This window comes from Burkholderia sp. PR2 (genome assembly GCF_052372875.1).
In the GTDB taxonomy this organism is placed as follows: domain Bacteria; phylum Pseudomonadota; class Gammaproteobacteria; order Burkholderiales; family Burkholderiaceae; genus Burkholderia; species Burkholderia diffusa.
Window position 1 is genome coordinate 2,563,911 of sequence record NZ_JBQRWH010000001.1, and the last position, 12,548, is coordinate 2,576,458.

10 protein-coding genes are annotated in these 12,548 nt (G+C 67.9%); 6 read left to right on the top strand and 4 right to left on the bottom strand.

Features of this window, described 5'->3' with window-relative positions; all coding sequences use genetic code 11:
• Positions 1-39: 39 nt before the first annotated feature.
• Positions 40-897, top strand: coding sequence for a hypothetical protein (locus tag ACT2FV_RS11435; protein ID WP_444503870.1), 858 nt, complete (start codon positions 40-42; stop codon positions 895-897).
• Entirely contained in the window at positions 894-2,105 is a 1,212-nt protein-coding gene (locus ACT2FV_RS11440; RefSeq protein WP_444503871.1) for an acyl-CoA dehydrogenase family protein, read from the top strand. Before ACT2FV_RS11435 ends, ACT2FV_RS11440 begins: the two co-directional genes overlap by 4 nt.
• An 87-nt stretch (positions 2,106-2,192) precedes the next feature.
• Here ACT2FV_RS11440 and ACT2FV_RS11445 read toward each other — a convergent pair whose 3' ends face one another.
• Both ACT2FV_RS11445 and ACT2FV_RS11450 read right to left on the bottom strand, forming a co-directional pair.
• Positions 2,193-3,920, bottom strand: coding sequence for a YadA family autotransporter adhesin (locus tag ACT2FV_RS11445; protein WP_151048068.1), 1,728 nt, complete (start codon positions 3,918-3,920; stop codon positions 2,193-2,195).
• Positions 3,921-4,462: 542 nt separating this feature from the next.
• Entirely contained in the window at positions 4,463-5,311 is an 849-nt protein-coding gene (locus ACT2FV_RS11450; RefSeq protein WP_444503872.1) for a helix-turn-helix domain-containing protein, read from the bottom strand.
• A 268-nt stretch (positions 5,312-5,579) separates the two neighbouring features.
• Here ACT2FV_RS11450 and ACT2FV_RS11455 point away from each other — a divergent pair, with 268 nt between their 5' ends.
• On the top strand, positions 5,580-6,542 hold the full coding sequence (locus ACT2FV_RS11455; RefSeq protein WP_444503873.1) for a DUF2167 domain-containing protein: 963 nt from the start codon (positions 5,580-5,582) through the stop codon (positions 6,540-6,542).
• Positions 6,539-7,264 (top strand): site-2 protease family protein, encoded by a 726-nt coding sequence (locus ACT2FV_RS11460; protein WP_059508586.1) that lies wholly within the window; start codon positions 6,539-6,541, stop codon positions 7,262-7,264. Before ACT2FV_RS11455 ends, ACT2FV_RS11460 begins: the two co-directional genes overlap by 4 nt.
• 65 nt (positions 7,265-7,329) lie before the next feature.
• On the opposite strand, the gene ACT2FV_RS11465 is transcribed toward ACT2FV_RS11460, so the two are convergent.
• A complete protein-coding gene (locus tag ACT2FV_RS11465) occupies positions 7,330-8,727 on the bottom strand; it encodes an MFS transporter (protein ID WP_151048064.1) in 1,398 nt (465 codons plus the stop codon).
• 245 nt (positions 8,728-8,972) lie between these two features.
• Between ACT2FV_RS11465 and ACT2FV_RS11470 the strand changes: the two genes are divergently transcribed.
• Positions 8,973-10,550 (top strand): aldehyde dehydrogenase (NADP(+)), encoded by a 1,578-nt coding sequence (locus ACT2FV_RS11470; RefSeq protein ID WP_444503874.1) that lies wholly within the window; start codon positions 8,973-8,975, stop codon positions 10,548-10,550.
• A 192-nt stretch (positions 10,551-10,742) separates the two neighbouring features.
• On the top strand, positions 10,743-11,294 hold the full coding sequence (locus ACT2FV_RS11475; RefSeq protein WP_124624195.1) for a hypothetical protein: 552 nt from the start codon (positions 10,743-10,745) through the stop codon (positions 11,292-11,294).
• A 134-nt stretch (positions 11,295-11,428) separates the two neighbouring features.
• Here ACT2FV_RS11475 and kdgD read toward each other — a convergent pair whose 3' ends face one another.
• Positions 11,429-12,343: a 5-dehydro-4-deoxyglucarate dehydratase gene (gene kdgD, locus ACT2FV_RS11480; protein ID WP_444503875.1), complete on the bottom strand. Its 915-nt coding sequence runs from the start codon at positions 12,341-12,343 to the stop codon at positions 11,429-11,431.
• Positions 12,344-12,548 lie beyond the last annotated feature (205 nt).

Consider the following 12,548-nt stretch of genomic DNA (forward strand, 5'->3'; position numbering starts at 1 on the left):
CCGGCTCTTTTCATTGAAGACCCTGAGAGAACGATACCCATGACCTTACCCACCGGCGCGCCGCGCGAATGGAACGGGCAATTCGAGGAAGCGCTGTTTCTGGACGTCGCGCGACGTCATCGTCCCGGCTTCCCGGACAAGCTGGCGACACCGCCGCGCGAGCCGCGCGATGAAGACGAACTGGCCGCCGTCGCCGACTACTACACGAAGATGGCGTCGCACGACCTGTTCATCGTTCAGGTCGTCGCGAAGGCGATCGACACGCTGTTCCGCGACGACCCGCACTTCCAGCTGATCCTGTCGCGTCAGCTCGGCGACGACGGCGCGCACGCCGTGATTGGTCGCGAACGCGTGACCCAACTGACCGGCCGCGATCCGCTGCCGGAAGTCGAGCGGCTCGTCGCCGCGCACTGGGAACGCATCGGCGATATCGCGGTGCGCGACGTCGCGGGCTTTCTCGCGTTCGAATGGCATTACGAACTGCACATCCTCGCGAAGCTGTGGATCCAGCGCAAGACCGGCCGCATCGCCGACGGCGCGATGCGCGAGCATGGCGAAAACCGGATTCGCCCGGACGAGGAGTGGCATCGCGTGCAGATCGTCCAGTGGTGGTTCGACAGGTTGAAGACGCTGCCGGCCGTCGAGCGCGAGGCGCTGATCGATCGCGTGATCGCTGCCGACGAGGAAACGCAGGCACGGCTCGACGGTTATCTGCACGACGAATACGCGCATACCGCGCACGTGTTCGGTGCCGATATCGCCGAATACCGCGCGATCGATGACGACTGGCGGCGCGAGATCCTGTCGCGGCTGACCGGCCGTGAGCTTGGCGCGCTGGTGCCGCTGTCGAACGACGCCGTTGCGCACGCATCGCTTGCACAGGAAGCCGTCGCATGAACGATCCTGGCAGCCTGGCGAAGCTGGCGCCGGACGCCGACGCACGCGCGATCAACGCCGATGCGCTGGCGCGTGCGATCGACGCGCTGCGTGCGACGGCCGTCGCGCGCGACCGCGCAGGCGGTCATGCGGCCGACGAGAAGCAGCGGCTCGCCGACGCAGGCCTGCTGACGCTCGCGGTGCCGCGCGAATTCGGCGGACAGGAAGCCGAGTGGCCCGCGATCTACGACACGATCCGGCGGATCGCGCGCGTCGACAGCGCGCTCGCGCATCTGGTCGGGTTCCAGATCCTGCAGGTGGTGAGCGTCGACGTGTGGGGCAGTGCGGCGCAGCGCGAACGCTTTCTGCGCGGCACGGTCGAGCATCGCTGGTGGTGGGGCAATGCGGTGAACCCGCTCGACACGCGGCTGGTGGCGACCGCGACGCCGGACGGCGGCTACCGGCTCGACGGCGTGAAGGGATTCTGCTCGGGCACGCGCGGCTCGCAGCGGATGACCGTGTCCGCGCACGATCCGGAAACGGGCCGCGCCGTATTCGGCGTCGTGCCGACCGATCGCGACGGGATCACCGTCAACGACGACTGGGATCCCGTCGGCCAGCGCCAGACCGACAGCGGCAGCGTGCGCTTCGACGGCGTGACGCTCGCGGCAGACGAGGTGCTGCACCGGTCCGAGACGCCGCCGACGCCGCGCGCGACGCTGCGCACGCTGGTGTCGCAACTCGTATTGACGAACCTGTTCGTCGGGCTTGCGGAAGGCGCGCTGGCCGAGGCGCGCGAATACGTGCTGGCGCACGGCCGGCCGTGGATCAACTCGGGCGTCGCGCAGGCGGGCGACGATCCCTATACGCTGCAGCGCTTCGGCAACATGCACGTGCAGGCGGTTGCGGCGGCGTCGCTGGCCGATCGCGCGGCTGTCGCGTTGCAGCGCGCATGGACGCGGCGCGACGCGCTGACGGCCGACGAACGTGCCGAAGTGGCGCTCGCGGTGTCGGAAGCGAAGATCGTCGCGCAGCGCGCGGCGCTCGACAACGGCGAGGCGCTGTTCGATGCGTGCGGCGCGCGCGCGACGGCCGCGTCGCTCGGCCTCGACCGCTTCTGGCGCAACGCGCGCACGCATACGCTGCACGATCCGCTCGACTACCGGCTGCGCGACGTCGGCCGGTTCGCGTTGACGGGGGAATTGCCGCAGGCGTCGCTGTATACGTGACGACGGTCAGCCATCTGCGCCGTGGCGCCGATGGCTGACCGCCCGGCGTCAGGAACAGCGTCCTGACGCGTCGCTGCCGCAGCCCGATTACCAGCGGTAGCCGACGCCCGCGCCGGCACCGAACGAGCCGTGACCCGATACCGCCGTCGTGACCGAGCCTTTGACGAGCCATTTCGTCGTCGCAACGGACAAGCCGACCGCCATGGCGCTTTGACCGCCGTACGTGCCGCCGCCGAGCGCGACGACCTTCTCGCCAGGCAGCACGGCTTGCGGCAGGTTCGCCATCGCGATCGCGCTCGCCGTGCCCGCGTTCGCGTCCTTGCGGTACTTCGACATTTCCTCGCGCACCGAGTTGATCGCCCCGTTCAACTGGCGCACGTTCACGCCATCCGTCGGCGCGGTGCCGTCCGCCACGTTGGTCAACTGGCGCTCGGCACCGGGCGAACCGATCGACACCGTGTTGTCCCGATCGGCAACCGAATTCGCGCCCAGCGCCACCGCGTTGTTCGCCGTGGCCCGGCTGTTCGTGCCGATGGCGGTCGAGTCCGTGCCGGACACATTCGAGCCCGTGCCGATTGCCGTTCCGTTTGCCGCCGTGACCTTCGAATTCGTGCCGATGGCCGTTCCGTTCGTTGCGGTGACCGTGGAATTGACGCCGACAGCAGTACCGTTGTCGCCCGAGACGTTCGAGCCGTTGCCGACCGCTGTGCCGTTCGCCGCGGTGACCGACGTATTCGGGCCGATCGCGGTGTCCGTCGGGTCCGTCACCGTGCCGCTCGGGACGCTGGACGAGATCTTGCCGACGGTCGTCGTGAGATTGGCCAGGTCCGTCGTCAGCGTCGACACCTGATTGGCGATCGAGAAGAGCTGCGAGCCGTTCACCGCATCCGTGCTGGTCGCGCTGATTGCTCCGGCCGCGACGTTCACGATCTGACGCTCGGCGCCCGCGCTGCCGACGCTGACCACGCCCACCGGCGTGCCCGCGAAGCCGCTGTAGGTCACGCCGTTGAGCGCCACGCTGTTGACGGTCGTATAGGCGCGCGTCGTCGCATTCGAGCCCAGTGCGACGGAATTCGCGTCGGCGGCGTTCGCCCCTTCGCCGATGGCGACCGCGTTCACGGCGGAGGCCGTCGCACGGGCAATGGCGACGCTGCCCGTCGCGGATGCCGAGCTGTCGACACCGAGCGCGACCGCATCGGCCGCGCCGGCATTTGCCTGGAAGCCGAGGGCCGTACCGCCCGCTGCAATGCTGCCCTTGCCCACGGCGGTCGAGAACGTCGTGGTGGCGCTCGCGCTTTGGCCGACCGCTGTCGACTGGTCGACGGCGAATGCGCCCTGACCGAAGGCGGACGCCGTGGCGCCGTTCGCGATCGCGCCGTTACCGACCGCCGTGGCCTGGGTGCCAACTGCGCTCGAAGCCGTCCCGATCGCCGTCGCCTGGTCCCCGGTTGCCACGGCGTTTCCGCCGACGGCCGTCGCGAACGTCCCGGTCGCGGCCGCCATGCGGCCGATCGCGACGGTCTCGCTATAGGCGCCGGTCGACGAGCCCGAATTCGCGACGGCCGCCGTGCCGATCGCGATGTTGTCGCAGCCGGTTGCCGCGGCCGGATACGTGCTGCTGCCCGAAATGGCGATGTTGCCGACGCAGCCCGCCGACGTTTCGGTCGACGTGCCGTTCTGCACATAGTCGGCTCGCGCGGGCGCGGAAACGGCGAATGCGGCCATGGCTGCGCTGACCGTGACGGCAAGCGCGACCTTCGACTTGCGCGGTGCGCGTTGTACGGAATTTCCCAACCCTCGTTGATGCTTGTTCATTTGTTTTCCTGAGCTCGATGTAAAAATCGTGTTGCGGTTTGCATGGCTCCGCTCGCGATATCCCGGTCGCATCGATTCGTTCGTGTCTCTTTCGTGACAGGCATCGATTTTTCGATCTGTAAAAATGAAAGGTCTACTAACAAAATTGAACATTCGTCGGTCTCGACGCGATGGGAGCCGGGCACGGATTGCGGTTACTTGCTTGCTGTCGTCACGGCTACGTCAAAAACTTCGCGAATCCGAAGCTCGGGTCGCGACGACGCATTTTGATGGGTTTGAGTGGCGCACATGTTTGCCGCAGCCGCTGAACGCTATGTTTCGGCGGACATTCGTTCGGGGGTGTGCATGAGGAAACGGCAAGGGATTCCCCGTGCCGAGCAGCCGGTTGCCCGATGATCACGGGCGGGCCGGTGACGAGGAGAGGGCGGCGCTGCCCGAACGCATTTGCTCACGCGACAGGCGGCATCGACCTTCGCTTGCAGGCCGTCCACTCGACGCAGGTATCCATGCGTCGAAACCGCCTGGTCGGTGTTGTCGTGGCGTTACTGCGCCGGCAGCGCGTCCGCCAGCGCCCGCATCGCATCCACCGTCTCCGGATTCGCCGGGAAAAATGCCTCGATCGCGAGTTCCGACAGCGTCACGTCGACCGGCGTGCCGAACACCGTCGTCGTGCTGAAGAACGTCAGCTCGCCGCTCGCCGTGCTCAGCCGAAGCGGCACGGCGATATCCGCGAAATCGGTGCGCGCGTGCGAATCGTCGGGCTGGCCGGCCGGAGCCGGATAGGCGGCGAGCTCGTCGCGCAGCGCGTGCAGCGTGCGGTCGCCGCTCGCGTCGATTTGCCGTTGCAGCCGGTGCAGGATATGCGCGCGCCATTCGTGCCAGTTGACGATCTGCGGCGCGAGGCCGTCAGGATGCAGACTCAGGCGCAGCACGTTGACGGGCGGCTGCAGGAGCGCCGGATCGGCCTGCGCGACCAGCGCGCCGAGCATCCGGTTCGCGGCGAGCAGCGTCCAGTGGCGATCCACCGCGAGTGCCGGGTAGGGCTCGTGGCCGCGCAGCACGGCTTCGACCGCGTGGCGCGCCGCATCGAGCTGCGGATCGGAGAAGGGCCGCTCGCGAAACAGCGGCGCATAGCCGGCCGCGACGAGCAGCGCATTGCGCTCGCGCAGCGGCACGTCGAGGCGCTCGGCGAGATGCAGCACCATCTCCCGGCTCGGCTGTGCTCGCCCCGATTCGACGAAGCTCAGGTGCCGCGCGGACACCTCGGCCTCCAGCGCGAGGGCCATCTGGCTAAGGCGCCGGCGTTGACGCCAGGTGCGCAGCAGCGAGCCGATGTCGGACGCGCGGCCGGCTGACGGGGGGAGCGATTGAAGGGCGGCGGTCGAGTTCATGACGAGGATGATAGGCAATCCCGCGCGCCCCGGACATTACCTGCGACGTAAGCATTCCGGATCGATGTATATCGGGTGTGCATCGCCGACTCCGCCCGCTGCCGCCCGAGGCGCCCTTCCGCCCCCGCATTTCGTGCCCGGCGCGGCCCCGACGCTGCGATACCATAGCCCCCGTGCCACCTGAGAGGCGGTACCGGACCCGCGACCACAACGCCCCGGGCCGGATGCCGCGCACATTCACAACAAGGCATTCCAGGGGAATCCAACAATGAAAAAACTCGCCGTCCGCGTCGCCTGCATGGCGATGCTCGCGCTCGCCGCAACCGGCGGCCATGCGCAGACCGAAGCCGCGCAGGTCGAAATGAGGGCCGCCGCCGCGGCCGCCAACAAGGCCGTCGTGAACGGGCCGGCCGATATCGACGTCAAGCACGAAGCCGTGCTGAAGCTGAAGGAAGGCGAATCGTTCGTGCCGGCTGCCGAAGCCGGCCGTTACCTGCGCTCGATGGGCAACTCGATCGACGAATCGAAGCTGGTCGGCCTCGTGCTGCCCGAGGACCCGGACGCCGACTGGATCTCGGTCGTGTCCTTCGAGCCGAGCGGCTACATTCGCGACGACGACGCGAAGGACTGGAAACCCGACGAATTGCTGAAGAGCCTGCAGGCCGGCACCGAGGAAAACAACCCGGCGCGCAAGGAGCGCGGGCTGCCCGAGACCGAGGTGGTCGGCTGGGCGCAGGCGCCCGCGTACGACGCCGCCACGCACCGGCTCGTGTGGTCCGCGATCATCCGCGACAAGGGCGCGGCCGCGAACGCGGAGAGCGACGGCGTGAACTACCGGACGCTCGTGCTCGGCCGCGACGGCTACCTGTCGCTGACGATGGCGTCGACGCTCGCCGATCTGCCGAAGTACAAGGCCTCGGCCGACGGCCTGCTCGCGAACATCCGCTTCAACGACGGCAAGCGCTATGCCGATTTCAACAAGTCGACCGACCACGTCGCCGAGTACGGGCTCGCGGCGCTGATCGTCGGCGTCGGCGCGAAGAAGCTCGGGCTGCTCGCGCTGATCGGCGCGTTCGCCGTGAAGTTCTTCAAGATCGGCGCGGTCGCGCTGCTGGCGGGCGGCGCGGCGCTGAAGCGCTTCTTCGGGCGCAAGCCGAAGCCGGCAGCCGTGCCGGTCGTCGCCGATGCAACCGACGCAGCCGCCGTGTCCGGCACGGAGCGCAAGGAATGACGAAGCTGCTGCTGCTGATCTTCGGCGGCCTGAAGCTCGGCAAGGTGCTCATGTCGGCGGGCACCATGCTGGCGTCGATCGCGGTCTACGCGCTGTTCTACGGGTGGCGCTTCGCAGCCGGTTTCGTCGCGCTGCTGCTGGTCCACGAAGCCGGTCACTACGTGGCCGCGCAGCGGCGCGGGCTCGACGTCGGGCTGCCGACGTTCATTCCGTTCGTCGGCGCGTGGATCCAGCTGAAGGAGATGCCGCACGACGCCGAAACCGAAGCGTACGTCGGGCTGGCCGGGCCGTTCGTCGGCACGCTCGGCGCGCTGGCCTGCTACGCGGCCGCGCGGCACTACGACAGCAATCTGCTGCTCGCGCTCGCCTATACGGGCTTCTTCCTGAACCTGTTCAACATGATTCCGCTGTCGCCGTTCGACGGCGGGCGCATCACGGCGGTGCTGTCGCCGCGCATCTGGTTCGCGGGCGTGCCCGTGCTGATCGCGCTGTTCGCGTACCGGCCGAGCCCGCTCCTGATCGTGATGGCGATCCTCGCGCTGCCGCAGTTGAAGCGTGCGTGGCGCTACGATCCCGACGCGCCGGAGAACCGCGCGTACTACACGACGTCGGTCGAGACGAAGACGACCTACGCGCTTTTCTACGTCGGCCTGCTCGCGTTTCTCGCGCTGATGACGTCCGGCGTGCATGACATGCTGCGCGTCGCCCATTCTGCAGCCTGAGCGATGTAAGAACGGCGGCCGCTCATGCGCGGCCGCCGTCGTTTTCCCGCCATTCCCGCCGAAGGTCACGCGTCGCGATGACGCAGCTCGACGCGCTTGATGTCCTTCACGATCACCAGATAGCTGAGCACCGTGACGAGCGCGTTCAGCCCGACGAACACGAGCGCGCCGTTGAACGAGCCGCTCGCGCCGACCAGGTAGCCGATCGCGATCGGCGCGACGATGCCGGCCGTGTTGCCGAACATGTTGAACAGGCTGCCCGACAGGCCGATCGCTTCCTTCGGCGCGGTGTCCGCGACGACGGCCCAGCCGAGCGAACCGATTCCCTTGCCGAAGAACGACACGGCCATCAGCACGATCACCAGCGCTTCGCTGTCGACGTAATTGCAGCCGATGATCACCATCGACAGCAGCATTCCGCCGACGATCGGGATCTTGCGCGCGAGCGTCAGCGACACGCCGCGGCGGATCAGCATGTCCGACAGCATCCCGCCGAGCACGCCGCCGAGGAACCCGCAGATCGCCGGCAGCGACGTCATGAAGCCGGCCTTCAGCAGCGACATTCCGCGCGCCTGTACGAGGTAGATGGGGAACCACGTCAGGAAGAAATACGTGAGCACGTTCACGCAGTACTGGCCGAGATAGACGCCGAGCAGCATCCGGTTCGACAGCAGCTGGCGCACGTAGTACCAGCCCGCGACGCGGCGGCCTCCGGATGCCGTTCCCGCGCCGGCGCCGCGCGCCCCGGTCGATCGGTCCGTGGTGCGCACGAGGCCGCCGCCTTGCTCGATGTGCTCGAGTTCCGCGCGGTTCACCGCCGGATGGTCGACCGGATCCTTCATCACGCGCAGCCACAGGAACGCGAGCGCGATGCCGGCGAGGCCGAGCCACAGGTACACGTGGTGCCAGCCGTACGCATGCGTGAGCCACGCCATCAGCGGCGAGAAAACCACCGCCGCGAAATATTGCGCGGCATTGAAGATCGCCGACGCCGTGCCGCGCTCGGCGGTCGGGAACCAGCTCGCGACGACCTTCGCGTTCGCGGGAAACGCGGGCGCCTCGGCGATGCCGACCGCGAAGCGCATCACGAACAGCGCGGTCACCGCGAACGCGGCGCTGCCGCCGAGGCCGATCGTGCTTTGCAGCAGCGTGAACGCCGACCACAGGAAGATGCTGGTCGCATACACGCGGCGCGCGCCGAAGCGGTCGAGCAGCCAGCCGCTCGGCAATTGCGCGAGCACGTACGCCCAACTGAACGCCGAGAAGATGTAGCCCATCGTCACCGGATCGATGCCGAAAGCCTTGCGGATCGGCGTGCCGGTGATCGACAGCGTCGCGCGGTCCGCATAGTTGAGCGTCGTGACGACGAACAGCATCGCCAGGATCCAGTAGCGCACGGCGGTGCGGCGCGCGGTGCGCGCAAGGTCGATCGGAAGATCGCGAGGAGCGGTTTGATTGGGCACTTTAATGTACGTCGTCGTATAACATGGGTGGAAGTTTATGAGGGTTGGTCGCGCTCAGAAACCTCGGGTTTTCCCTTGATGAGCCATGCAAATTGGTCAAAGTGTGGGCAAAAGCTGAATCAATAAGGGATTCATGCAGGGTGTGGCAAGATCGACGGGCGGCACGATTTATGAAATGATGTCAGCAGACATCGTATCTGTTGAGCTACAATGAACCATCATTCCCGAAACACGGAGCACACCCCATGCAACTGACTGGAGAGATGCTGATCGGCGCCGAAGCGGTAGCCGGCTCGGCCGGTACCTTGCACGCGTTCGACCCGACGAAGGGCGCACCGATCGATGCGCCGGCCTTCGGCGTCGCGACGCAGGCCGACGTCGAGCGCGCGTGCGAACTCGCACGCGACGCCTTCGATGCGTACCGCGCGCAGCCGCTCGCGGCCCGCGCGGCGTTTCTCGAAGCGATCGCCGACCAGATCGTCGCGCTCGGCGACGCGCTGATCGAGCGCGCACACGCCGAAACGGGGCTGCCCGTCGCGCGGCTGCAGGGCGAGCGCGGCCGCACCGTCGGCCAGCTCCGGCTGTTCGCGCGCGTCGTGCGCGACGGGCGCTTCCTCGCCGCGTCGATCGATCCCGCGCAGCCCGCACGCACGCCGCTGCCGCGTTCGGACCTGCGGCTGCAGAAGGTCGGGCTCGGGCCCGTCGCGGTGTTCGGCGCGAGCAACTTCCCGCTTGCGTTCTCGGTGGCCGGCGGCGATACCGCGTCGGCCCTCGCGGCCGGCTGCCCGGTGATCGTGAAGGCCCATGAGGCGCACCTCGGCACGTCCGAGCTGGTCGGCCGCGCAATTCGCGCCGCGGTGGCGCAATGCGGGATGCCGGCCGGCGTGTTCTCGTTGCTGATCGGCCCCGGCCGCGTGATCGGCGCGGCGCTCGTCAGCCATCCGGCGGTGCAGGCCGTCGGCTTCACCGGGTCGCGGCAGGGCGGCATGGCGCTCGTGCAGCTCGCGAACGCGCGCCCGCAGCCGATTCCTGTCTATGCGGAAATGAGCAGCATCAACCCGGTCGTGCTGTTCCCGGCCGCGCTGGCCGCCCGCGGCGACGCGATCGCGACCGGCTTCGTCGATTCGCTGACGCTCGGCACCGGCCAGTTCTGCACGAACCCGGGCCTCGTGCTGGCGGTCGACGGTCCCGACCTCGACCGCTTCGAGTCCGTCGCCGCGCAGGCGCTCGCGAAGAAGCCTGCCGGCGTGATGCTGACGCGCGGCATCGCCGACGCGTATCGCAATGGCAGCGCCAAGCTGGCCGAACTGCCGGGCGTGCGCGAAATCGGCGCGGGCGAGGCGGCGCAGACCGAATGCCAGGCAGGCGGCGCGCTGTACGAAGTCGCCGCGCAGGCGTTCCTGGCCGAGCCGGCGTTCAGCCACGAAGTGTTCGGGCCGGCATCGCTGATCGTGCGCTGCCGTGATCTCGACGAAGTCGCACACGTGCTCGACGCGCTCGAGGGCCAGCTGACGGCCACGCTGCAGATGGACGCCGACGACAAGCCGCTCGCGCGCCGCCTGCTGCCGATCCTCGAGCGCAAGGCCGGGCGCCTGCTCGTCAACGGCTATCCGACCGGCGTCGAAGTGTGCGACGCGATGGTGCACGGCGGGCCGTTCCCGGCGACGTCGAACCCGGCCGTCACGTCGGTCGGCGCGACCGCGATCGAGCGTTTCCTGCGGCCCGTGTGCTATCAGGATTTCCCGGACGACCTGCTGCCGGAGGGGCTGCAGGAAAGCAATCCGCTCGGCATTCCGCGGCTGCGGGACGGGAAGGCGGAGTGACGGTGCGGCGGCGCGGCGCGAAGCCGGGCCGCATGCTGAAGGAATGAAAGCGGGGGCGGCCGGCTGGCTGCCTCCGCTTTTTTCATGATGGCTTCCGCGTCACCGGAATTTCTCCTACAGTAGCGGGGCCTCGGGCCGCACGGCCCGCAGGCGGGCCTGAGAGACCACAACATTCCAAGCGGGAACCATCCGATGAACATCAGCAAGCGCGGCGACCACCTGTTCGCCGCCGGATTGTGGAAGGCGATCGGCGACGTTGCGCATTCGGTGCGCAGCCGGATCGGCCAGTACAGCGAAGGGCGCGTGCTCGCGAATGCGTTGCTGGAATTCCAGCGCGACCTGGGCGGCAGCGAATTCGACGTGACCATCAACCAGGGGCGGCCCGTTACCGGCTCCGACGCGCATTCGCTCATGTTCGGCCTCGCCGTGCGCCGTTTCCGGCAGGACATGGAAGCGCTGGTGTTCGCGCTCGAGCATCGCCGCGGCATCGACGAACACGACCAGGGCCTGCGCACCGAAGCGCTGATGCAGGCCAACAGCGCGCTTCTGACCGCGAAGCAGTCGGCAACGATCACGGTCGGCCGGTTCTTCGATGCGGTCGTCGATCGCGACGTGCTGGGGCAGATTCTCGGTGACGAGTCGAACGCACGCGTGCGTGCGGGCGCGCAAGGGCAGATCGAGGCGACCCGGATCAAGCTCGGCAACGTGCGTCACCGGATCATCGGCGTCATCGCGCAGATGTGACCGCCGCATCGCGGCGGGATGCGTGGCATGGCCGCCGCTGCAAACGACCGCGGCCGGCAGGTGCCGGCCGCGATGCAATACGGGCAACAAACCGGTCGCGGTGCCATTGAAGACGCCGCGCCGGCCGTACGCGCTTACTGCGGGCCCATCTTCTTGATCAGCACGTCCAGTTCGGCCATTTCGGCGTCGCTGAGGTCGACGAGCGGCGCGCGCACCGGGCCAGCGTCGTGGCCGACGAGCTTCGCGCCCGCCTTCACGATGCTGACCGCGTAGCCCGCGCGACGGTTGCGGATCTGCAGGTACGGCAGGAAGAATTCGTCGATCAGGCGGCCGACCGTTGCGTGGTCGTCCTTCGCGATCGCTTCGTAGAACGCCATCGCCGTCTTGGGGATGAAGTTGAACACGGCCGACGAGTACACCGGCACGCCGAGCGCCTTGTACGCGGCTGCGTAGACTTCGGCCGTCGGCAGGCCGCCGAGATACGCGAAGCGGTCGCCGAGGCGGCGGCGGATCGTGACCATGCTCTCGATTTCGCCGACGCCGTCCTTGAAGCCGATCAGGTTCGGGCAGCGATCGGCGAGGCGCTCGAGCATGTCGGCGTTCAGCTTCGAATTCGCGCGGTTGTACACCACGACGCCGATCTTCAGCGCGCGGCACACCTGCTCGACGTGTTCGGCGATACCTTCCTGGCTGGCTTCGGTCAGGTAGTGCGGCATCAGCAGCACGCCGCTCGCGCCGAGGCGCTCGGCTTCCTGCGCGTATTCGATCGCGACGCGCGTCGCGCCGCCGGCGCCGGCCAGGATCGGCACCTTGCCCTTGCAGGTTTCCGTCGCGACGCGGATCACGTCCGAATACTCGCGCTGCGTGAGCGAGAAGAATTCACCGGTGCCGCCGGCCGCGAACAGCGCGGTCGCGCCATACGGTGCCAGCCATTCCAGACGCTCGGCATAGGTGGTCGGGCGGAAGCTGCCGTCCGCGTCGAAGTCCGTCAGCGGAAACGACAGCAGGCCGTGGGAGATGATCTGTTTGAGTTCTTGCGGTGAAGTCATGGTTGGGTCGTCCGTCTAGCGCGAGTGCTGGGTTCGTCGGGTACGGCATCCGAGCCATATTGGCGATGTCGTTGTATGTCATCGTACAACGAGGCAAAAGGTGACGCAAGCGATTTGCTGGCGGGCGGGGGTTAGGGTCTTTCCGGATAAGGGTTTACTCAGCATCCCGGTTGGTGTTGAATGTCGTATGATGACTAACGATTTG